This is a genomic window from Ktedonobacter sp. SOSP1-52, from assembly GCF_016587395.1.
In genome coordinates this window covers 34616-56527 of the sequence record NZ_BNJH01000001.1, presented here as the reverse complement: position 1 = coordinate 56527, position 21912 = coordinate 34616, and the positions used below count along the sequence as shown (strand labels likewise).

The 21912-nt window shown below is 54.9% G+C and carries 21 protein-coding genes and 3 pseudogenes; 8 read left to right on the top strand and 16 right to left on the bottom strand.

Going from position 1 to position 21912, the window contains the following annotated elements:
* The first annotated feature begins 8 nt into the window (after positions 1 to 8).
* On the top strand, positions 9 to 1016 hold the full coding sequence (locus JMJ16_RS00265; protein WP_236601082.1) for a transposase: 1008 nt from the start codon (positions 9 to 11) through the stop codon (positions 1014 to 1016).
* A 124-nt stretch (positions 1017 to 1140) separates the two neighbouring features.
* Here JMJ16_RS00265 and JMJ16_RS00260 read toward each other — a convergent pair whose 3' ends face one another.
* Together JMJ16_RS00260 and JMJ16_RS00255 are read right to left on the bottom strand one after the other, a co-directional pair.
* Positions 1141 to 2082: an alpha/beta hydrolase gene (locus JMJ16_RS00260; protein WP_201377439.1), complete on the bottom strand. Its 942-nt coding sequence runs from the start codon at positions 2080 to 2082 to the stop codon at positions 1141 to 1143.
* 191 nt (positions 2083 to 2273) lie between these two features.
* Positions 2274 to 3248 (bottom strand): helix-turn-helix domain-containing protein, encoded by a 975-nt coding sequence (locus JMJ16_RS00255; RefSeq protein WP_201377436.1) that lies wholly within the window; start codon positions 3246 to 3248, stop codon positions 2274 to 2276.
* Positions 3249 to 3809: 561 nt separating this feature from the next.
* Between JMJ16_RS00255 and JMJ16_RS00250 the strand changes: the two genes are divergently transcribed.
* Positions 3810 to 3983, top strand: coding sequence for a hypothetical protein (locus tag JMJ16_RS00250; RefSeq protein ID WP_201377433.1), 174 nt, complete (start codon positions 3810 to 3812; stop codon positions 3981 to 3983).
* A gap of 378 nt (positions 3984 to 4361) precedes the next feature.
* Here JMJ16_RS00250 and JMJ16_RS00245 read toward each other — a convergent pair whose 3' ends face one another.
* Complete coding sequence (locus tag JMJ16_RS00245) at positions 4362 to 4559, bottom strand: ribbon-helix-helix protein, CopG family (protein ID WP_201377430.1); 198 nt, start codon at positions 4557 to 4559, stop codon at positions 4362 to 4364.
* 72 nt (positions 4560 to 4631) lie between these two features.
* On the opposite strand from JMJ16_RS00245, the gene JMJ16_RS00240 reads away from it, so the two are divergent.
* On the top strand, positions 4632 to 5759 hold the full coding sequence (locus JMJ16_RS00240; RefSeq protein ID WP_201377427.1) for an RNA-guided endonuclease TnpB family protein: 1128 nt from the start codon (positions 4632 to 4634) through the stop codon (positions 5757 to 5759).
* A gap of 357 nt (positions 5760 to 6116) precedes the next feature.
* Here JMJ16_RS00240 and JMJ16_RS00235 read toward each other — a convergent pair whose 3' ends face one another.
* Both JMJ16_RS00235 and JMJ16_RS00230 read right to left on the bottom strand, forming a co-directional pair.
* Positions 6117 to 6668, bottom strand: coding sequence for a hypothetical protein (locus tag JMJ16_RS00235; RefSeq protein WP_201377412.1), 552 nt, complete (start codon positions 6666 to 6668; stop codon positions 6117 to 6119).
* 290 nt (positions 6669 to 6958) lie between these two features.
* Positions 6959 to 8123: pseudogene (locus JMJ16_RS00230) on the bottom strand (RNA-guided endonuclease InsQ/TnpB family protein).
* Between the two features lie 196 nt (positions 8124 to 8319).
* Here JMJ16_RS00230 and JMJ16_RS00225 point away from each other — a divergent pair.
* Positions 8320 to 8610, top strand: a complete 291-nt coding sequence (locus JMJ16_RS00225; protein ID WP_201377409.1) for a hypothetical protein — start codon at positions 8320 to 8322, stop codon at positions 8608 to 8610.
* Positions 8611 to 8747: 137 nt separating this feature from the next.
* On the opposite strand, the gene JMJ16_RS00220 is transcribed toward JMJ16_RS00225, so the two are convergent.
* The 6 genes from JMJ16_RS00220 to JMJ16_RS00195 all read right to left on the bottom strand — a co-directional run bounded on the left by JMJ16_RS00220 (position 8748) and on the right by JMJ16_RS00195 (position 14262).
* Complete coding sequence (locus JMJ16_RS00220; protein ID WP_201377406.1) at positions 8748 to 9125, bottom strand: cupin domain-containing protein; 378 nt, start codon at positions 9123 to 9125, stop codon at positions 8748 to 8750.
* 120 nt (positions 9126 to 9245) lie between these two features.
* Complete coding sequence (locus JMJ16_RS00215; RefSeq protein ID WP_236601081.1) at positions 9246 to 10730, bottom strand: hypothetical protein; 1485 nt, start codon at positions 10728 to 10730, stop codon at positions 9246 to 9248.
* Between the two features lie 27 nt (positions 10731 to 10757).
* On the bottom strand, positions 10758 to 11873 hold the full coding sequence (locus tag JMJ16_RS00210) for an IS630 family transposase (RefSeq protein ID WP_201377403.1): 1116 nt from the start codon (positions 11871 to 11873) through the stop codon (positions 10758 to 10760).
* Between the two features lie 139 nt (positions 11874 to 12012).
* The gene (locus tag JMJ16_RS00205) at positions 12013 to 13089 is read right to left on the bottom strand and encodes a hypothetical protein (RefSeq protein ID WP_201377400.1); all 1077 of its coding nucleotides are present in this window, start codon (positions 13087 to 13089) and stop codon (positions 12013 to 12015) included.
* Positions 13086 to 13634, bottom strand: coding sequence for an RNA polymerase sigma factor (locus JMJ16_RS00200; protein ID WP_201377397.1), 549 nt, complete (start codon positions 13632 to 13634; stop codon positions 13086 to 13088). The genes JMJ16_RS00205 and JMJ16_RS00200 overlap by 4 nt, the downstream gene beginning before the upstream one ends.
* A 109-nt stretch (positions 13635 to 13743) precedes the next feature.
* A complete protein-coding gene (locus tag JMJ16_RS00195) occupies positions 13744 to 14262 on the bottom strand; it encodes a hypothetical protein (RefSeq protein WP_236601080.1) in 519 nt (172 codons plus the stop codon).
* Between the two features lie 731 nt (positions 14263 to 14993).
* On the opposite strand from JMJ16_RS00195, the gene JMJ16_RS00190 reads away from it, so the two are divergent.
* Complete coding sequence (locus tag JMJ16_RS00190) at positions 14994 to 15986, top strand: IS4 family transposase (protein ID WP_236601079.1); 993 nt, start codon at positions 14994 to 14996, stop codon at positions 15984 to 15986.
* A gap of 534 nt (positions 15987 to 16520) precedes the next feature.
* Here JMJ16_RS00190 and JMJ16_RS53445 read toward each other — a convergent pair.
* The 3 genes and pseudogenes from JMJ16_RS53445 to JMJ16_RS00180 form a co-directional block, all read right to left on the bottom strand.
* A pseudogene (locus JMJ16_RS53445) lies at positions 16521 to 17315 on the bottom strand (recombinase family protein); the annotation flags it as partial.
* Between the two features lie 20 nt (positions 17316 to 17335).
* Positions 17336 to 17422, bottom strand: a complete 87-nt coding sequence (locus tag JMJ16_RS55790; RefSeq protein WP_255553193.1) for a hypothetical protein — start codon at positions 17420 to 17422, stop codon at positions 17336 to 17338.
* A 97-nt stretch (positions 17423 to 17519) separates the two neighbouring features.
* Positions 17520 to 17732 (bottom strand): hypothetical protein, encoded by a 213-nt coding sequence (locus JMJ16_RS00180; protein WP_201377394.1) that lies wholly within the window; start codon positions 17730 to 17732, stop codon positions 17520 to 17522.
* A gap of 241 nt (positions 17733 to 17973) precedes the next feature.
* Here JMJ16_RS00180 and JMJ16_RS00175 point away from each other — a divergent pair, with 241 nt between their 5' ends.
* The 3 genes from JMJ16_RS00175 to JMJ16_RS00165 all read left to right on the top strand — a co-directional run bounded on the left by JMJ16_RS00175 (position 17974) and on the right by JMJ16_RS00165 (position 19292).
* A complete protein-coding gene (locus tag JMJ16_RS00175; RefSeq protein ID WP_201377391.1) occupies positions 17974 to 18246 on the top strand; it encodes a hypothetical protein in 273 nt (90 codons plus the stop codon).
* 21 nt (positions 18247 to 18267) lie between these two features.
* Positions 18268 to 18543: a hypothetical protein gene (locus tag JMJ16_RS00170; RefSeq protein WP_201377388.1), complete on the top strand. Its 276-nt coding sequence runs from the start codon at positions 18268 to 18270 to the stop codon at positions 18541 to 18543.
* 494 nt (positions 18544 to 19037) lie between these two features.
* Positions 19038 to 19292, top strand: a complete 255-nt coding sequence (locus JMJ16_RS00165; protein WP_201377385.1) for a hypothetical protein — start codon at positions 19038 to 19040, stop codon at positions 19290 to 19292.
* 697 nt (positions 19293 to 19989) lie between these two features.
* Here JMJ16_RS00165 and JMJ16_RS00160 read toward each other — a convergent pair.
* Both JMJ16_RS00160 and JMJ16_RS00155 read right to left on the bottom strand, forming a co-directional pair.
* Positions 19990 to 21112: pseudogene (locus tag JMJ16_RS00160) on the bottom strand (IS630 family transposase).
* A gap of 63 nt (positions 21113 to 21175) precedes the next feature.
* Complete coding sequence (locus tag JMJ16_RS00155) at positions 21176 to 21910, bottom strand: transposase (RefSeq protein ID WP_236601078.1); 735 nt, start codon at positions 21908 to 21910, stop codon at positions 21176 to 21178.
* Positions 21911 to 21912: the final 2 nt, after the last annotated feature.

The window sequence follows — 21912 nt, the reverse complement described above, 5'->3', positions numbered from 1 at the left end:
GGTCTCTCGTGATCCCGTTCGTTCGAGCAAAGAGTTCTTTGTGCGCAACAAATGGGTTGCGCTGGATCTCGATACTGCTGCTCACGCCAATTCCCTGGGCACAGCGGGTCTGGGCCTTGCCCTTTTTGACCGCGCTGGCTCCATCGGAGCGCTATCACGAAGAACGCAACATGCGACACAAAACCATGACGGATTGGGCCTGGCAGATGATCCTACAAGTCACTCGCTGGCTGCCTGCACGACGCCTGGTGATCGTGGCTGATGGCACCTATGCTGTGCTCTCGTTGCTGCTGAACGTGAGTCGCTTGCCCAGCGCGAGCATCCTCACACGCTTGCGTCTGGATGCATGCTTGTACGAGCCCGCTGCCGCGCGTGAAGCCGGGAAACGAGGGAGGAATGCTCTCAAAGGCCAAGCCCAGCCCAAGCTTTCTGCCCGCCTCATCGCTTCCACCACACAATGGAAGAAACACACTCTTTGCTGGTATGGAGGAACCAAGCGAGAGATGGAGCTTGCCACGGGCACGGCTCTGTGGTATCAATCTCCCGTTCCTCCAGTTGCCATCCGCTGGGTGCTCATTCGCGATCCCCAAGGCCAATACGAGCCGATGGCTTTGCTGTGCACGGATCAAGAGGCACTGGCAGTCCAGATCATCGAGTGGTTTGTCTTGCGTTGGACGGTGGAAGTGACGTTTCACGAGGTGCGTGCTCATTTGGGCGTGGAGACCCAACGCCAATGGTCGGATCTGGCGATTATGCGCACCACACCTGCTCTCCTGGGCCTCTTTTCGCTCGTGACCATTTTTGCGCAGCAGTTGTTGAGGAAGCACCCCTTTTCCATTCGTCAGACGGCTTGGTACACCAAAGCCTTGCCCACCTTTTCCGATACGCTTGCCTTTGTCCGCCAGCATCTGTGGCCCTCCACCTTTTTTTCGGTGTCGTCAGATGAAGGCGACACCGTTCAAATTCCACGGGTGCTTTTTGATCACCTCGTGGACACACTCACTTTTGCAGCATAGCCAGATCTTGTTGTTTGAAAATTTGGATAAAGTCTACATCAGGCTATCCTCTATCAATATAGGAAAAACGAGCGCCGTCCCCTGTGCAAGGGGATAGCGCTCGTTTTTGGTTCACTGACTTCATTTACAGGTTGACCGACTTCGTCCCGCCCAAATGGGCCCCGAAGAAGTCGTCTAGCTTCGCGACCACAGTCGGCACGTATTCCTCTTTGTCGTACAGGTCAACGTGGGTGGCGCCGTCGATCCAGAAGAGCTCCTTGGGCTGCTGGGCCTTGTCGATCGCCTCGCGGGTGAAGTAGGCTGTTGCGGCTTCACTGCCAGCGATCATCAAGAGCGGACGGGGCGAGATGAGATGGACCAGGCCGAAGGCGTTGAACTGCGCGAGCAGGTCGATGCTGCGGAGCACGAGATAGTTCTCCGACCGCGGGTGGGATCCGCGCGGGGTGCGGTAGTATTCCCAGCCGTCGTAACCGTGCTGTCCCCCGATGGCCCTGGCTTCCTCCCCGGTCTCTGGCAGGATTTGCATTCGACGCGCAGGCTTGCCCTGCGCTTCCTCTGTACGCGCGCCGCCAGCCGCATCGAGCATGCCCTGGAGGATCTCCGGGCCCTGCTCGCGGCCGATTCCCTCGCAGAACAAGCTGCTAATGTCCGCGGCGCTGACCGTCGCGACGGCCTTGATCCGATGATCGGTCGCTCCGGCGGAAACGACATAACCGCCCGAGGCACAGATGCCGAGGGCGCCAATGTGCTCAGCATCCACCTCGTCGCGCAGACTCAGGAATGAGACGGCGGCCTTGACGTCCTCGACGCGATGAAACGGATCCTCAAGCAAGTGCGGCTCCCCCTCGCTCTCCCCCTGGTAGGCGGCGTCGAAGGCCAGGGTGACGAAGCCCGCGCCCGCCAGGCGCTCGGCATAGAAGCCCGCAGTCTGCTCCTTCACTCCGCTCCCAGGGTGTCCGACGACGATGGCGGGATGGCGGTCGCTGGCCTCGTCATCGGGGGTATACAGGTAACCGGCGAGCTTCAGACCGGCGCTCGGAAACGTGACGTTTGTCCTCTTTGTCATGGTTGTTCTCCATTTATGATCGGAAGATCGATCCCACATTGAGTCTTCCGCTTTTTCACAGTGACCATGAGAGCGTATCGAGTGATCCACTCCCCTGACGCTCTGGAGAACCTGGCCCGAAGAAGAGCTGTGGTTGGGAAGTTCCCCCGCGTTCTGCTGGTATGATACGGCAGAGGGAGTCTTCCCTTCTTTCACATTTCTGGGAATTTTGTCGAAAACGCGGGGAAATGCGTACTACGTTCGTGGTTCTGTCGATAGTGACGTGGAGTCTCTCCCAGGCGATTTCTGAAAACGTGGGTAAAATGACTCTGGCTTTGAAAACCCACCGAGAGTGCCACCTGTGAGAGCGGCAGATCCGTCTCTCTGAGCAGGCGCTGGGCTTCCTCAAGCCGTTTGCTTAAGACAAATTGATGGGGCGTCTCTCCGGTTGTTTGGCGAAAAAGGATTGCAAAATGATAGGCGCTGAAGCCAACCTGCTGTGCCAACGTCTCCAACGAGAGTTGCTCATGGAGGTGTGTCAGTAGATAGTCCATCACCTGTCTCATCTGTCGGCTTGTCAGGCCCGGCGGAGTCTGCCTGACACGGAGAGTCGTCGTCAGGTAGTGCTTCAGAAGATGAACGGCTAGCATCTGAGCGGCGGTATCAGCGTAGAGTCGCCCGTAAGACGTTGGCTGTTCCAGTTCCTGTTGCAGAGCCAGGGCCATCTGTGCTAACAGTGGATCCTGGAAGCCAGAAAGGACAGAAAGCTCCAGGCGGGTCGGATCAGCATCAGTCACCTGCTCGGCTGCTCGCACGAACAGGTCCGCACTCAAATGCACATGGAGCGATTGGAGAGGCTCGGAGGAAAGGCTATGCCAGTGGAGTTCATAGGGAACTCCTCCGCCTGGTGTCAAAAACAAGTCGCCTTTCTGGACGTGCAGTGCTTCCACTGGAGCATGCTCGTCTCGGCTCTCAATATACACGGCCCCTTGCTGAACTAACGCCAGGTGAATATCGGGCACAGTAGGAATACGAACCCATTCAACCTGATCTGGCATGTGATCGTACTCACGTACCATCACCCCATCCCAACCACGCTCCCAACTTGAGAGGATCGGAACTGTCATAACATAGTTTTCAAATGCACGTGTCGATGTGGATCGAGGAACAAGAGATTTTTTATCCATACTGCCTTTCTCAGATGTGAGTGAAATGTTTCAACCATATCCTTCGGCCATACGAAGAGTATAGCACCAGCAGGCTATCCTCAGCTATCCTCTGGATAGCTGAGCTTATTTAGTCTAAACAAGAATACCTATATCTGTAGCTTTTATTGCAACAAAAAGGCTCAGAGTACGCCGCTCAAATGGCTCCAGATGCAGATAGGTAGTTCAAAAATCGCATTTTTGTTGCAACGAAAGCTACAGATATGTGTCAATGTACCCCTAAGTCGGTTTGACACGTACTATCTATTTGTGCTATGCTGGAAGCATGAGTCTATCGGTCGTCACCATCGAGAAAGAACGCTGACTCGCACGCGAGTTGGCAGGTGACCGGGTTCTGGTTCATTCCCGTAGCAGTCCCCTCATGTGTCTTGATCGTTGAGACCTCGCGGAGGATACAGGAGGAACCGTGAGACGAGTTGGCCGCTTGTCTCTTGAGATGAACCTCCTTCGAGAAAAAGAAGGATAGGCCAAACCGATTGCTCGTGTCATGCACCATCCGTTCTCTCACGAAAGGAATTCGCTATGAGCGACTCCCCCAAGCTGGCCGAGTTGATCAAAGCGCTCCCCGGCGAACAGGCCGAAGCGGCCCTCGACGCGCACTTTGCAGCAATGTCCCCGGACGAGCGTGACGAGGCAGCCAGGCAGATCGTCACCGCTCTCAAGACGGAGCGACCGATCGGGAAGGAACCCCAGTAGAACTCCTAAGCTAGAGAGGTGTATTCGTCCGACTTTCTGGCTGGAGGAATACATATAAGGCAAGACACCGAGCGAAAGGAACGCGGGCGGACTCGCACCGTGCATACGCTATCCAAGCGCGTGCATGATGCGGTCCGCTCACGTTTGTTTGAGGCTCTGTCTCACGCAAAAAAACTTGCCGCACCCGCGCCAACCAGGTCGTGACGATTGCTGAAAGCATGCTCTCTTATTCACCAACAGACTTTGCTCCTGGTCACAAAAGAAAAGCTCGGAGCCATCGGAGAAATCGGTTCTCTCCGATGGCTCCGAGCTTTTCTTTCAATACCACAGGGTAGTCTACAATTTGTTACAGAAAACGAGCCAGAAAGCCCCTGTGATTTATCCAGGGGATGAATGGCTCTTCCTTGTCTGGGGCGTGGGTGGAGTTGGCTGGTAGGTTGGATCATCCCATGCCAAATAGGCATCTAAGGCCCGGCGTACTATTTCCGCTTCAGGTAAGTTCTCCTCTCGACTTTTTCTCTCTAATCGTTCCACCTGTTTCTCAGTAAAGTAGATATTTTTGCGTGCTCGTACCATGATCTACCTCTCTTGACTACATCACAATTGTGATGTAAAATATACCACTGGAAACGAGAAGGAGCAAGAGGGATGCTGACCTACGAATACAAACTGGATGGCAACAAGGCTCAATATACAGCCATTGATGAGGCTATCCGTATCGTGCAGTTCATTCGCAACAAGTGCCTGCGTTTGTGGATGGACAAGCATGCGAGCAAGAATGATCTGCAATGCTATTGCGCTGTTCTTGCCAAGGAATTCCCCTTTGCTTTTTCTCTCAATTCTCAGGCTCGGCAAGTGGCTGCTGATCGGGCATGGGCTGCCGTCTCTCGCTTCTATGACAACTGCCGTAACCAGAAACCAGGCAAGAAGGGCTATCCACGTTTTCAGCATGATAACAGGTCGGTCGAGTACAAGACGACCGGGTGGAAGCTGGACTCGGACGGCAAACATATTACCTTCACCGACGGATGCAACATCGGTCGCTTGCGTCTGATCGGCAGTCGTGATCTCGCCACCCGCCCCATCCCTGACATCAAGCGTGTTCGTCTCATCCGGCGTGCCGATGGCTACTACTGCCAGTTTGCCGTCGTGGCCGAGCGGCATATCGAGCATCTTCCCTCTGGCAAGCAGATTGGTATCGATGTTGGCTTGAAAGCCTTCTCTACCGATTCTGAGGGAGTCACCGTTGAGAACCCTCGCCACTATCGCAAAGCAGAAAAACGCCTCAAACGTTTGCAACGTCGTCTCTCTAAGAAACAAAAGAAGAGTCAGAATCGAAAGAAGGCTCGCAAAGCCGTTGCAAAAGCCCACTTGAAAGTCCAAAGGCAGCGTGAAGATTTTGCCAGAAAGCAGGCAAACGCGCTCGTCTCGTCTCACGACTTGATTGCCTTTGAAGATTTGCAGATTCGCAACATGGTCAGAAATAGGCACCTTGCCAAGAGCATACACGATGCTGGATGGGGGCTATTTCTGGCTTGGGTCAAGTACTATGCGGCAGCACATGGTATCCCTGTCATTGCTCTCCCGCCACACTCCACCAGTCAGAATTGTTCAGCCTGTGGCACGCTCGTCAAGAAGAGCTTGAGCGTGCGAACTCACATATGCACAGGTTGCGGCATCGTGTTGGATAGAGACCACAACGCCGCTATGAACATTTTGCAGAAGGCTCTCAGTCCCGTAGGGCATACGGAAACTGATGCACCTCTGAGTGCATAAAACGCTTCTGGACAGGAGGGCCTCTACTGTCTCTCAGTAATGGGAGTGAGCAAGTCGCCTGGATGAAGGAAGAATCCCCCTGGATGTATCCGGGGGAGTGTCAACTTTCGCTGTCTTATCCAACGGAGCTGTACCACCTCGAAGGGTCAGCTTGGCAATCCCTTACCCCAGGGAGTCTCATGGTAATAAGTGTGAAATCAGCACACATTTAGAGGTGAAATTGGCAAAATCAGCGCGAAATCAGCACAAAATGTGAATGTTGAAGCATAATATGCAGAAAATCACAAAATGTGGAGGCAATGCGAGTCAGGAAGTCCTATTGGCCTTTAAGTGTTTTTCTGACGAAAAGATACAACATCATTGCAAAGCCGCTTTACAAGCTGGTTGAAGGACGATGGAACAAGTGTCTTTCGTGGGCACTTCGCGTTTTTGATCTGCACGCTCAAGACACTTCCCAAGCCGCCCGAGGAAATCCTGTTGTATCTTTTCGTCAGAAAAACACTTAAAGGCCCACTGCTCTTTGAGGAGCGCAGGCAGCACAATGGTCGAGCTGTCTTCCACAATGACCTGTTTGAATGGCTTGAAAAGGTCGATGGGAGCCGCTTGTGTGGCGACGCCCTGTTCTACCAATTCTGAGAGCACGGCCTGCAAAAAGTTGGCCGCCTCTTGCGTACAACGTTGATGCAATCCCGAACTGCTGATGTGGATGCGGCGAATTTGCGCCGCCTGGGTCAACTGATCTAAGCTTGCTTGAGGGTTGTGCAAATATCCAAAGATCAACAGTTGGGCAAAATCGGCTCCCGTGAGCTTGCGCTCTCGTTTCACAAAGCCGGTTTCTTTTGCCAGTTCATCGGCTCGCTCCTGCAAGATGTGTTTCAAGATGGTCTCAAGGTGTGTTACACTGCTCATCACATGGCTCCTTGGTCGATGAATATTGGTTTGATCACCTTTTATCTTCTCTCAAGGAGTCTTTGCTGTCATCTTTTCTATACTTTCTGCCTATGGTAGGTCTGCAACTTGCCGCAAAGGGAATGGGAATTGAGAATGGAGGCTTGAGAGCGCATCATGGGTTCGTCTCATGAAGCAGACCGTTCTGCTCCGATTAATGTAGGAAAACGTATGCAAGCATCGCCTTCCTACGTCTTTCGTTGTTGCTGCTTCATCCGTAGGTGCCTCAAGACCAGCTGGTCTTTTTGGTCTTATCCCACGTCCACAGCCCAGTTTCCGTCTTCGTCCGAGCCAGTACCGGAGACGGCTTGATCAATCAGCCCGATCAAGCGCAGGGCTTCCCGCAGGATATTGTGACCAGCATTGTGGTCGCGATCCTGGGGAAATTGATAATAGGCACAGGTGGGATTCTGGCACACAAAGATGCGATCCTTGAGGGTCATCTGATCCCATGTCCACTCACAGCAGTGGCAGGTCTTGACTTCCAGGAAAGAAACGGTCTACCTTGATCACCTGTCCACCTCGTTGAGTGGCCTTGGCTTCCAGCAGGCGCACCAGAGTGCCCAGTGAGGCGTCGGAGAACGCGCGGGCCAGGCGTCGGTTTTTGAGCAGTCCCTTGAGATGCAGGTTCTCCACCCCGATGATTCCATAGCTGTCCGCCAGCCTGGTCGAGAGTTTCTGAAGGACATCCTGGCGCAAGCACACAATCTGGTAGTGCAGGCGTGCCACCTGCCTGCGCGCTTTTTCCCGATTCTTCGATCCCGGTTTTTTGCGATGCAGGCGTTTGTTGGCCTGGCGCAGCTTCTTGAGCGCGGTTTTGAGAAAGGCTTGGTTCTCGACTTGCTCTCCCGTACTCAAGGTCGCCAGGCGGTTCAGTCCGACATCGATGCCCACCGCTGCCGCTTTCTTCACCGGGATCTCCTCAGGGAGTTCGACCTGGATGCTCACGAACCACCAATCGGCTGTTCTGGTGATGCGTGCACCGAGAACTTTTCCCTGAAAGCGGAGCTTCTCGGCCATATTGACCCAGCCGAGCTTGAGAACCCAGAGGCGATGATCTCCGACCTCGAATTGGTCGTTGGCGAGATAGAAGCTCGGCTTGCTGCGTTTCTTGCTCTTGAACCTCGGACGGCGAGCCTTCCCCTCGAAGAATGCCGTAAAGGCTTTGCCCAGATCGAGAAAGGGCTGGTCAGAGGCGTTCTTGGTCACCTCCCAGGTCCAGGGGAAGTGCTCCCGTCGGATCGCGGTAAATTGCTTCTTGAGCTTGAGGGCTGTCGGTTTCTCTCCAGCTTCATATTGCCGATTCCACTCGGTCAGCGCCCAATTCCACACAAAGCGGGCCACTCCTGCGGCGCATGCAAAGGAGTTGGCCTGTTCTGAGGTGGGATGCAGTCTGATCTTATGGGCGCGAATCATGCGTTTCTGCTCTTTCTTCTGCCTGATGTTTTCTTCAGTATAGGACAGGTGTTCTCATCTGTCAAGAAGCCCGAAAGCGTGGCGTCTTGCCCACGCGTGATCCCTTTTTCCCACCTTTTTGGAAACAGTTGCATCCTCTCTCGATAGAGAGAACGGATGAGTATTTTTTACAGAACAAGAATGGAGGTCCATTTCCTTGGGAAATGCTCAATCGTCAAATCATGCATCATTAGCGCCTGCCGTGATCAAACATATTCTGCGACTCGGGGGGACATTTACCCCTCAAACAGACCCCCAAGAAGTCGTCATCAATGGGTTCGTCGCTCCTGAGCCAATTCGTCAACTGAGCTATGATGTGACCTGGCTGAAAGGTGTCACCTATAAGAATGATGATCGAAGCCGTGTCTGGGTCTGGTCATTCGAGCCGTGCCGTTTCTTCAGTCGCAAGGGTGTGGAGGAATATCCCACGGATTGCGCAACGAGATAGCCCAGACACCAGGCAGCTTCTACAATATGCTTCTTTTTAAGCTCGATTTCTCCAATAGGGATGGTGGAATTGTTTCCTCTGGAAGAAGAGGAGAATGCTTGTACTAGAGGAGAAAACGAACTCTCATGATCGTGCCATTACCGAGGAGGAGGCGATGGTTCTGATGGGTGTTGATAAACCTTGTCAGTGACCAGAGGCGAACGCAGCATCAAGGTTTCAGCAGGAGTCTGCACCTCAATGATACGATGGTAGAGTCCTGCGGGAAAACAACAAAATTCCCGAGGGCCGACGGTGAAGCGTTCTCCTTCCACTTCAACAATCAGGCTCCCTTGCAAGACAATAAAGCACTCATCGCTGGACTGATGCATGTGTGGGACTGGCTCACTCCATCCTTCATCCGTGTGATGATACCAGATCCAGAGCCGTTCCGACTGGAACCCCACCTCGTCTGGGGGCATGCGTCCGGACAACAATGTAGAAAAGACAGGCAATTTGCGGTGGTGAAAGTGCGCCATCAGTGTTCTCCCTTCCTTGAACAGAGAGGACCCTGGAGGATCTTGCCATCAGGAACCTCTTGCTCACTGAGACGAGCGCCCGCCCTGGTTTGTCACTTTCTGGACGACGAGAGCCCGCGATCAAGCCGAGTCCAGACCAAGGAAGGTGGCAAAGCGTTCTGGGACGCCGAACAGCTGGATCATCCCCTGTCCAGCCAAGTCGGAATGCGCATTGCAAGCCAACCGCTGTGCCCAGGTGAGACGAGCGTGGGCACGCTTAGCACGAGACAGCAGCGCGAGAGTTAGGGGTGGAGCGGTGGAGTCCGTGCCATCCCCAGATTTCATCTGAATCTCGATGCGTTGATGCCGAAGGAGTTGGAGACACGCGCGCCGATGAACCCCTCGACTCCAATCCTGCCAGAGGAGAGGCTCACTCCCCACGGCGAGGGGATGCAACAGCACGCTGACCTGGCGCGGCTTTGCCGTCGCACCGCCATACCATTGACACTGCTCACGGAGCGGACAGGGGCGGCAACTGTGGATGCTGGCTCCGTACACCACACGCAGGCTTCCATCGGCTTCTCTGCGTTGCTCATGCGGGGTCAGTTTTTGGTCTGCCGGGCACCGAAGCGTTCCATCGGGCTGGAGAGCAAAGTCCTGGTCCGCGAAGCGACCGGCCTTCCATGCTGAACCCACTTCTGGAGGGGCATAGCCAGAAGCAGGAGCAGTATGTGGTGGAGAGGGTGGGAGAGCAGGAGCAAACTCGGTCGTGCGGATTGGATCAGGATGAAGCTGATGCCCCAGTTCGAGTCTCAGGTTCCAGACCCATTGGGCGATCAGTTGCCAGTACTCCTGTCCCCAGGCCGAGTAAGAGCACCATCGGTTGGGATCGATCTCTTGGTCTTCATCCGAGAGTGCAGGCTCAAAGGCGCCACGATGCAGATACAACTCAACGACATCGCAGGCAGTGAAGGCGTGCTGTGGCAGATTCGTGAAGAACAATTCGTAGACGACTCCTGCCCGCGTCACGCCAATGGGACTCTTCTTTTTGCCCGCGGGATGGGTAGCCACAACCACGTGACAGGGCACACCCTCGGGCCCTACTGGAATCTTAGGACAATCGTAGAGGCTGCGCTTCATCTGACTTTCGGGACGCTGCTGGAACTGATCGGGAGGCAGGTGCAAGCGCGCCTGAATCAGCGGATGGTCGAGCAGGTGATAGTCTTTGCCACGGGTGACAAACGCGAACCCAGCTACATCGGAGAGCACGGCCCCATTGCCATATTGTCCGTCGAGGCGGAGCAGCGTGCGTTCTTGTGGGAGCTGGTAGGCAGCCAGATATCGGCGAATGGCCGCCAGCTCCTTGCGCAGTTCCTCCCGATATCGCCCGTTCCCGCGATTCCCGAAACTGCCCAGCCACTGATAGCTATGCGCCTGAGCAACCGTTGTCCGTGTCCTGACCGCTTCTCCACGCTTACGGCCCCGGTAGCCAGGGGCACAGACCTCATCCAACCGGCGAAAGGGCGGAGGAAGTTCATCAGTCTGGGGTAAGGCGCGTTGCCGAGCTGCTTCCCGTGTCCCATCAATGTCAAAGATCAGCCAGGTGTTCCCTGCTCGATCCACCAACCCTCCGGTTTGCTTGTTAGTGCAGCTTCAAGGGACCAGTTGTGTAATGAGTTCCGTTTGTTCACAGCCGAAGTAGTCACACACCCTCTGCCTGAGTTCACTAGCGGAGAGCTTCCGAGCAGGCTCGACGATAGCGCGCTTGCCATGAACCCACTTTGGCTCGATGTGGTTGAGCCAGGGGCTCTTGGTGGGCAACCAGCAGGGAACAATGCGTACTCCCTGTTTGCCCATTTGAGCCTCTTGCAGCACCGTATGATTGTGCTCGCGCAGCCACGTTTTGACCTGCTTGCTCACATGCCAGGAAGCGTTATCCCAAATGAGCAGCAGGACCTGCTTGCCCTGAGCCTGGACTTGCTCGCACAGCCACTCCAGAAAATCCTTCGTGACCTGGCTTACTGGGCGTCCCGATACGAAGTGCAAACGCATGCGACCGCTGCCAGCCGAGAGCATGCCGTAACACGCCAGCGCTTGGGGATCAGGGTCGGCCTTGTCCTTGGAGTGTTCCTGCAAGCGCAACGGCTCGTTCTCTTCACTCCAACTGTGCAGAGCCGGCTGGCTCAGCCGGCTCCACCACACTTCATCCAGGTAGCCAATCTCCCAGCCGTGCTGCTGAGCCAGTTCGATCAGCGCGTCGCGCCGTTTTTTTTTCCTACGGTATTTGGGATCTGGACTCGTGATCCAGTGTTTGGCATGTTGCCAACCAACTCCCACCCGTTTAAGCGCGAGTCGGATGGTTTCAATACTGACCTGCTTTTCAGTCAATCCGCGCTCAAAACAAACTGCTGCTGCTAGCCCCAGTGTCCAGAGGCTGGTGGGTTTGCCAAAAGTCCATGGATTCTGGTGGAAGATCGCTCGTAATGCCTCACACTTGGCCTGGTCGAATTCGGCTTGCACCGTTTTCGGGCGACTGGACTCACGAGTGAGACAGCCCAGCCCTTCCTGCTCAAAGGCATGGATCGCGTTGCGTACGGTTTGGGTTGCACAGCCGAGATGCCGCGCGATTGCTGATGGGCGTTGCTCACGGCTGGAAGCCAGCAGGATCTGGCTACGACGCAGAGTAAAGGCATCGTATGAGCGCAAGCCAGCTTCGATCTTTTCCCGCTCAGCTGAGCTCAATGGTCTGACATAGAGGGGAGCTTTCATGCTTGCGGTTTTCCTCCCTTTGTACAAGCGTTTTGTGTCAACTGGCACGGCTTCCGTTCGGTTCATGAGGAGAGAAAAAGAGAGCAATCCTTCTTGGAGGATTGCTCTCTTTGGGGAAGAACTGTTCACCCAGAAAGGGTTAGGGCTGCGTGATCAACAGATTCGAGAAAGCAACCTCGGTGCCTTTGAGGTACACCAGCATACCCACCTGGCCAGACTGCAATGGGCTCGCATCTGTGGCAGTCCCAACCAACCGGCCATTGACAGAGAAGGCGAATGAGTTGCCATTGATGGAGATCTTTACCGTGTTGGCCGCATCTGGCCCCTGGCCGCTACGGAATTCCTTGCCCGCCTTCATGGTCTTGCCGACCTGCGTCCAGGGGGCAGGCGCAGACCTGCTATCATATTTGTAGAAGACATACTGACTCTTGCCATCTTCATTGAGGATCGTGAAAGCATAGAAGGTCACAAGCATTCTCCCTCCGACTGTCTGGGTGGTGTAGCGCAGGATCATGCCGAACGTATTCACGAAAGAGCTATCGTCGCCGGCAACCTCCTCCATCGTGAGTTGGTAACTCAGTGTGGTTTGAGGAAACGTCTGCTGAGGAGAAACGACGGCAGCGGGCCCGTTGCCCTGATTCGTGATGTGATAAGAACCGTCTTTGAAAGCCGTTTGTTTCTGACCGAGGTTTCCAACGAGGTTTCCAACTGGCCAGTTATGGACATTCTGGCTGAGCGGATCAGAGAAGAGGATGGTGCCCGCAGGTGTTGAGGGAGCAGTTGTCGTCGCAGTTGCACCACTGCCCTTATGGCCTGTTCCGAGCGTTTGTTGGGTGCGTGTGCTGAAGAACGATGTTGTCTCAACAATCGCACTGATCAGCAACAGAGCGGCGGCGAGCACAGCGACCATTTTCGTCCACGAGAACGGCTTGCGCACGATAGACGTCTGTGGCAGGGAAACCATCGTGGGAGACATCCGCTCTTTGGTGCTGCTGGAGGCCTTCTGGTACCCTCTTGCGAGCGTTTGGTCTGGCTGGTCGACGATCATCAGGCGTTGGTGTGCACGAGCGAGAATCTCTTCTTTACGATAGAGATAGGAGAGATCCCGGAGACAACGGCTCTCCTCGCCATCTTGCTGAGCCGGGATCGTTTGCAGGAACTGTTCGATTTGCTCATCGATATGGTTGGTATCCAGGTTCGCGAATGGCTCTTTCATCGGTGCTCCTCTCGGTTGGCGTGATACATTCCACGCAGCGTTTTTAGTGTGCGGACCAGCATGATACGAACGGCCCCCTCGCGTTTGCCCATGCGTGTGGCGATTTGTGGGCAGCGCAGCCCTTCGGCAAAGCGCAAGTGGAGCAGTTCTCGCTGCGGCGCGGGCAAGTGCTCCACGGCAGTCCGGAGCTGGTCCAGCGTTTCGCTCTGGACCAGTGCCTGTTCTGGATCGTGTGCCGTTTCCGGGTCTGCGAGGTTCCAGGCGTGTTCCAGCGGAATAGCCTGAGCTCGGCTTCCACGACGGTAGAAATCGACCAGTTTGTTGCGTGCTACTTGCCTGAGCCAGGCAAACTGTCCTCTGGGTGTCTCATGCCCAATCTGGGGGGCCTGGCGAGCGGCGAGAAACACATCCACCAGAATATCTTCTGCGTCCTCCAATGTGCGCGTCCGCGTGCGTAAATAGTCCAGAAGAGGCGAGGCGTATTGCTGGTAGAACAGCGCGAAATGTGTTTCATCCCAGGTTTGTTCCCGAAACGTTTGATGCATACTCTTCCTCAAAAACGATTTTCATAGAGGTGGTGAAGCCCTCGCTTGTAGATTCTCTCATAGATCGTCTGTTTTGGGAAAACTGTTACATCGCGTCGGTTCAATGAGGTCAGAGAAACGAGACACCGAGCGGGAGCAGGGAAAATAACGCACGTGTAGGTCGTTTCCCTGTGAATTGGTCGTGCCTCTTGCACAACCGGTCCCTTGAAGCTGCATTAGGCGTAAGCGGGCGAGCGAGCAGATCATTGAGAAAGAGCGTCCGCAGGGATTCGACCGGTTCCTCCGTCAACACCGCTAAAAACCGCGAGAGCGTCGAACGGGAGGGCAACCAATCGCGTTCAAACAGGGCCATGAATGGGGCGTCAAACGATTGGAGTTGCTGATAGAACGCTTCCAGGGTGCGCTCTCCGCTGATAGCGTAGCCGAAGAGCACCGCCAGAAAATCGATCACGTCGTAGCGGCCAAAACGTCGCCGCGCAAAGCGCACCCGCTCATTGATCTTGGTGAGAACACCATGCTTGCGAAGATGTGCCGTTAGCAGCACAACTTCTCCGAACCACGAAGGCGTTACGGGAACCAATTCGGAAGAGGTTTGGATACATACCGATTCATCAGCCATACTAGTCATATGCGCCTCCCTGAGTGAAAGTGTTTGCTTTTTTCTTCTCAAGAATGCACATATTTATCTCTGATTGCTACAGGTCATCGCTCGTTGCGCATCACGCGGGAATATCCGTACTTCCAAAAGCGCCAAGATGCCGTCTTCATAGGGATGGCGGATGGTGGCAATTATCTTCTTCTGCTTCACCTCAACAGCAAGAGACCAAATGATCCGTCAGTTTATATGATCGATCACGATGATCCTGATGATGAGGGGCCTTCAGGGCCAATGTCGCTTTCGAGATTCTTAGCAAGCCTGGAGCCAGAAAGGCACTGAAGTATTCCTTTTGGCAAAGGGTTGTATCCCCTATGCCAAAGTGATGATGATCGTGGTCAACATTGACCCCTCTTGTTTGGCTGCTGGCAGGACCCTGGCGTAGCCTTAACCAGGCAGCGCCAGGGCTCGCTCTCAGACCTTGGAGATCCTGAATACACACTGTCAGGGCCACTGTATGCACCCACACATTTACCAATTGCGACACATGATGAAATCAAACTGTCAGGTCAATCGTTGGGCGACTAAATCTTCTTCGGCTCAGTCACCTCTTGATAGCCTTGATTGGCTCTTAACTTAATGCACATGGGGTCATAACATTTTTCCCCCATAGGCATTAAGTTAAGAAAAGATGACAACAAAAAGCTCCTTGAAAGATGATGAAGGTTGATCAAAACATCACACATCAAGCAAGGAGCTATCAGATGACCAGTGTATCACAGCTTGAGCGCATATTGAAGCACGTCTTGGAAGAGCGAGCCAATGCATTGGCAAGAGAAACCGGCTTTGTGAAACGAGAGCGTAAGCTTACAGGAGCCGATTTTGCCCAAATTTTGCTCTTTGGGCATTTGCACACTCCCCAAGCAAGTCTGGATCAGTTGACCCAGGCAGCCCAGCTTCGTCAGGTGCAGATCAGCAGTTCGGGCCTGCATCAGCGCTGCACGCAAGAGGCGGCAAGATTTTTGCAAGCGGTGCTCTCGGAATTGGTGGAACAGGTCGTGACCGTGCAAGCGGCCCCCATTGCGCTTTTCAAGTCGTTCAAGCAGGTGATCGCCCAGGACAGTTCGACCATCATCTTACCAGCCGCTCTCAAAGAGCTGTGGCCTGGATGTGGTGGAGGTGGTCAAGAAAGTAGTGAACGCACTCAGGCAGCGCTCAAACTGCATGTGCGTTGGGATCTCAAACACGGGCAACTCATGGGGCCACGCTTGTCAGCAGGACGCGTGCATGAGTTGCATGGTCCTTTAAGTCAGGAGCCGGTTCGTCCTGGCAGTTTGTACGTGGCAGACCGTGGCTACTGGAGCCTGGCTCACTTGCGCCACCTCCACAAGCAGAAGGTGCGCTTTTGCCAGCATCCGAAAGCGAACACGGTCTTTTGGGATCGGGAAGGCAAACGGATTGAACTGGAGAGGATCTTGCCACGCATCGTTGGGCAGGTCAAGGTGAAGCATGTCTACTTAGGCGCGCAGAACCCCTTGCCCGTTCGCCTGCTGATGGTACGCGTTCCAGAAGAGGTGGTAGTACAACGACGCGAGCGCTTGGCGCAAGAGGCGGCTGATAAAGGCCAAGCGGTGAGCCCTAAGCAATGGGAATTGGCTGCCTGGACACTCATCGTGACCAACGCTGCAGCCAAACATGTAGGACCGGCACACGCCTTGGTGATCATGCGTGAACGTTGGGTGATCGAAATAGTCTGATCGCAAATGACAAAAACGTACCTGCTCACTGCGGGGCGAGGTGGGGATCACATAGCGGATCTCCACCTCCTCGTCCGTGACCACAACGCGGTCAACCAACAACTCGACCAATTGCCGCTTCTGCTCAAAGGTCGCCTCAGCCAAGCCTTGCTGAACACGCTGACAAAACGCATCAATGGATTGGACCATGGCGGCCAGTTCGTCGTGGCACCCCACACTGGCCTCTAACTGACGCACTTGTTCAGCGATCCCTTGCAGTCGTTGCTCCAGTTCCTGATGTCGTCGCTTGTACTCATCCAAGTGGAGGACATTGGCCAGATAGGCGTCTGTCAACCGCTCCAGCTGGTGTTCCAGGTTCACCCGTGCTTTGCGCAAATTCTCCCGCCGCGCATGCAGTTCTTGTGGAAGCCATTGCCCGCCCTGTGCCCGCTGGAGAGCCGCCGCAATCAGTTCTGGGTGCATGAGCAGCTCGCAGACATCGTGCCACACCAAGTCATCGAGTTGATCGGCGGGAAGAAAGCGCGAGCGGCACTTCTCGTCGTGGCAGGAGAGAATAGCATGACTCTTGCCCCGGCAGGTGTAGTAGGCGTAGCCATGTCTGGCATCAGAGCGCCCTATGCAAGCCAAGTGGCATGTTCCACAACTCACGAGCGCACGTAACAGATAGGGATGGGCCTTATTGTTACGACGGGCGAATTGCTGGTTGTGGGCCAACTTCGCTTGCACCTGATCGAATTGCTCCTGGCTTACGATGGCGGGAACGTGGGCCACTGCCACCCACTTCGAGGGGTCAGTCAGAGGGTGTCCGCTCTGGCCGCCATGTCTCATGGGGACAAGAGGAGACTGCCGATGCCGCGCAGGGGTACTGCAATAGCGACCAATGAAAACGGTTCCCGTGTAGACCGGATTGGTTAGGATGCCACGCACGGTGGCTTGATTCCAGCGCCAGCGCCCACTGGGAGTGGGAACGTGTTGTTGCATGAGTTGCTTGGTCAACCCGATCAAGCTCTGATGCTCTTGCTGATACATGGCGAACATCTCTGTGATCACTGCCGATTCGGCCGGCTCTAATCGCACCCCTGCTGGGTCGCGCGGATGGTTGGGGTCCACCCGATAGCCGTAGGGGGGATGGGTCCACGGCAGGAGGCAGCCTGCCTGGTACTTCTGTTGGCGTCCTCGTCGCATGCGTTCCGCGATCAAGCTTCGTTCGTATTCCGCCACTGCCCCTCGGATCTGCAAAAGAAGTTGATCATGAGGATCCTGGCTCATGGGCCGATCGACAAAGATGACCTGGCATCCTCCTCGTTCCAATTCTTCAATCAAAAGCACTTGATGGACATAGTTGCGGGCTAAACGATCGGGGCAGTCATGACCACCTGATCGAACTGGGCAAGCCGCACCTGATCTCGCAACCGATCCAGACCGGGACGATGCAAACTCGCCCCGCTGTACCCGTCATCGCGAAACAGGTGCTCGTCACGCCAGAGCCAGCCATGGGTTTAGCTATGGGTTCGTAGTTGCTCCAACTGTTGTTCAATGGTTTGCGTTTGTGCCTGTCGTTGCGTCGAAACGCGCACATACATGGCTACGTTCATCGCTGCGCTCCTGCTCAGACGCCTCCTGCGGAACTTCCTCCTGAGAAACAGCACTCCATCGGACGAGGAAGTGATAGGCCTGATCCCACCTGCGTTGCGCATCGGCCGTCTGTACGACCTGACGCCGGATGCTCCACTGACGTTGTTTCATGCGCATCCTCCTGGGAACACTGCTTCAATTCGTCCCTCTCGAAGGATACACCCACCCGTTTCTCTCCTGGATGCCGGACTCGCAACGGTAATCTCCACCAACTGAGATGTAACTGGCCCCCTCGGCTCATGCAAAATTTGTCATTTGTGATTGTACCATTGAGTTGCTCTTCAAGCTCTGGAAGACTCAGGGGCACATTGATGAGTGGCGATCGCAACATCCTTGGCGAGCGTTGTGTGAGTTGTATGCCAAACTGATGGCGGTGGTGGTCCAACATTGGCTCCTCTTGTTTGGGTGCTGGCAGGATCCTTGGCGCAGTCTGGTCAAAGCCTCGGCTGTGGTGCGCTCTCTTGCCCTCCAAGGGTTGGAAGTGCTCTGTGGCTTCTGCCGCTTGCGCCTGCTGGTCGACCAACTCTCTCGAATGATGCAGTCGGGCTGTCGGGTCAATCCTCGCTCGACGGAACCCTGCTTAGCTCAGCTGCTTCTCGATGGTCTTGATTGGCTCTTAACTTAATGCCTATGGGGGAAAAATGTTATGACCCCAACAAAGCAACAAGCCTCAGACGAGCGGGAGATCACCCAGCTGGTGCATGCCTGTCTCAGTGAACACACCAATCTCACTGAGAAACAACGAGAGCAGTTTCAGCTCGACTTCCATCGGACAGACATCCCTTTATTTCGCGTGGTAGAGCTACAGGTGCCCAATGATACACCTGGTGACCCACGCCTTTTTGCCTGCCAGTGGACCGAGAACAAATGGCATGTTGTCCCCATGCCTACAGCCCTTGCTAATTTCCCTCCGGAAGCCTGAGCCCTCCTCTTTCTGGTCCCGAGGATGAGCAATCATCACAATGGAGCGCCGGCGTGAGCCAGGGGTGCGGCAAGTTTTTTTGCACAACCTCAGCTTGACTTTGTACATTTTCAAAGTTTCTTCTCGAACGAAGCCCTATGGAAGTCGGCGGAATTCGTTTCCTCTCGCGATTTCTCACAGACTCTCCGATGATTTAATGACAGTGATACGAGGCTTGGGCAACAGGTATTGAGCGATGATGCTACTGCCGATGCAGAGAGGAAACCCAATGAGCATCAGCCAGAAACCTGTGGTAAATACACACAACACCCTGACACAGACCAGCTTGACATGCAACTAAGCTTTCAGCGATACTCATTTTTGAGGGAGGCAACTGAGAGCTAGCTACTCTGAGAAGTGGGAACCGGAGAACCTTCTGGTAAATATGGAAATCGACTCTTTCACGCTAAGTGGGGGGATATGCTGCGATCCTTAACAAGTCTTTGAGGATGCCGGTGCAGACCTTTCGTGTGTATCTGGGCAGGGCATATCCACAGGTCCCGGCCTCTCTCACCCAGGTTTTGTCATGGAAGGCTCAACAGTCTTGGCAGGGCAGCCAATTTTTGCTTCTTCAAGAAGTGCCCCTCCCTGCTGGAGCCACCGAAGCGGTCCCCATGTTCTTCTCTGCTACTGACCGTGCCCTTGCCCGCTGGTGTCCTGCCGTCTGCCGCAACTCGGTTCCCCGCGTCCCCTCCGGGGCGAGCTACTGATTGACAGACCACGGAACGTCAAGGTTGCGCAGGTGGCGGTGGGACGGTATGAGGCGCGCTTGTCTTGACCTTGACGTTTGTGGTAGGCTTGACGAGCTCGCTCCGGGGAGGCAGCAGCTTCTCTTTACCACGGCAGTTCCCTCTCAGATGTTACAAGTCTTAGCGTGAATGTTCGACAGTTTTTGAGCCGAAACGTGGGAATTCGGCGCGAATGTTTGGAATCAACGGGTTCTTTGAAAGTGAAGCCGTGCTGGAAGCGGTCTGGTTGTGATTTGACTTAATTCTTGGCGTTTTAGCGCCAGATATCCTGGCGTCGAAGCGACATGAGCAGGCTGGAGAGGACGAATGCCTCAAAATCAGATCTGCCACATAAAATGGCGGCGCTTCTGCTCAACTTTCCTGTGATCCTTGATGCGGAGCATTTCAGGAAAGAAAGCGCCAGGAAATGCGTCAACTTTGTCACATAAAATGGCGCATCGTCCCGGTGAAGCCGCTCCTAGACCGACCTAATTCTTTGCCAGGTAATTTGGCGCGATGATGAGAAATGCTTTAGGAGAGAACAGGTGCGATGCATGATTTTCTTCTCCATCGATGTACTGCCAAGTTATGCGGCACTGCCTGTCTGCTTGCAGGCGCTAAAACCGTCGGCAGATTATCTGGCAAAGCCGCCAATAATTCAGTCAAATGACACTAGTAGTCAGTCCAGTTTGATTTTTGGGGAGGGGTACAAATCATGCATCTGAGCACGAGCATCAGCACAGGTAAAGCGCCAATGGATCTGGCAGCGTTGTGCATTGCGTTCGCTGGCCAGGGCCTCAATGTGTTGCCACAGATGCTCAAAGCTTTTGACCCGTTTGGACAAACAGCCCCGCTCAAAGATGCTGATCTCGATCTCGGCCATATTGAGCCAACTCCCATGCTTGGGGGTATAATGCACTTCCAGCCGTTTCCAGATACGCTGGGCTTCCTCGGGAGGGAACGCCTCGTAGAGGCTGCCCACCGTATGAGTGTTGAGGTTGTCCATGACCAAGCGAATGACGCGAGCATCAGGATAGACCTCATCCACCAGCCAGCGGATCGTCAGCGCGAAATCCAGCCTAGTGCGCTGGTGGGTCATCTCGACACAACGGCGACCAGCCAGGGGCTCGACGAACACAAACAGATTGGCGGTCCCCAACCGCTCATATTCGTAATCAGAACGTTGGGGAGATCCCGGTTTCACGGCAGGGGCTCACGAACCTCTCCATGGAGCACCAGCGGCTTCTCGTCAAAGCAGACCAAAGGTGCATCTGGATCATAGGGCTGGGCGTACAAATCCAGCACATCTTCCATGGCTGCCACAAAGGGAGCATCGACGTTTGGAATGCACCAGTGCTCGTGCTGCCACGGCTTCAACGTGTTTTTTTGAGTAACTGGCGCACGGTTTCCGGCGAGATCCCTCGAACATATCCCAATTCGACGGCTTGGCCTGCCAGCATGCGAACCGTCCAGTGGTCATGCCCATCAGGAACCTTGCTACACGCAATGGCAATAAGATGGGCAGCTTGCTCATCCGTCAGTGCCTGGCGTCGGCGCTCTTGCCGTTTGTCGGTGAGCACTGCTTCGACGCCTCCCGCACGAAAGCGCTGGCGAATGTTGCGGATTGTCTGCTCCGAGATGTCGAGAGCCTGGGCGATTTCGGCATCCGTCCAGCCTGCATCGCTTTTCAACAGCACTCTCGCCCGTGTGAGGGTTCGCGCATTGGCTTTGCCACGTCGCACAAACACCTGCATGTGGTCTCGTTCATCTTCGCTGAGGTGCATCGGAGCGGGTCGTCCCATGAGATCTTCTCCTGTTTTTCCTCAGCATACCATAAATTTCAAACTAGACTGACTACTAGTGGGTCAGCTTGCAATTGAATACCCTCGAATCATTGCAGCGCTCGATCCGGCCAGACGGCGTGTCCGCGCGCGTTCGCGCCGTCGCCTGCGCTTGCCATTCCAGACAAAGGGCGTCGGGTTCACGTTCCAACCGGCCACGGTTTGCTCCAACCAGTCGATGACTTGTTGGGGGTTCTTGGGATGTTGCCCAGCCAAAGCACGCGGCACAATGATGCGTTGCACCGACTCTGCCATATTGAGCCACGAGCCACCAACGGGGGTGTAGAGCGGCATCACCCCATGATGAAACAACCATACCACGAGGTCGGGAGTCAGGTGCCCAGCCAGATTGTCCCACACGAGCACGATACGTAAGGGAGGAAGCCCCTCATCGTTCTCGTGTGGCCACAACCACGTTTTCCACTGCGCATAGTGCGCCCGCTCTGCTTCCGGCGGCAAGGTCTCTGCTGGCTGTTTTTTCTCCAATTCGTCCAACACCTCCGAGAGTTGCTCTTTCAGCCAGGGATGCAAGACGGCATTGGTTGCCGAGACGACACCTTTGGCGCGCAAGAGACCCGTGGTCGGACGAAAGAGGGTGAGCAGTTTGGCGGTGCCCCCGCGCTCGTACTCGTGGGGGTGCAACAGGGGATGGCCCTCTGGTTGCCACGAGGAACCCGGCTGTGGGATGGCCTGATACGGTCCAGCTTCATCTTCATTGAGTTGCACGATCCCGGCAGCTTCCGCGTGCTCGCACGCCAACT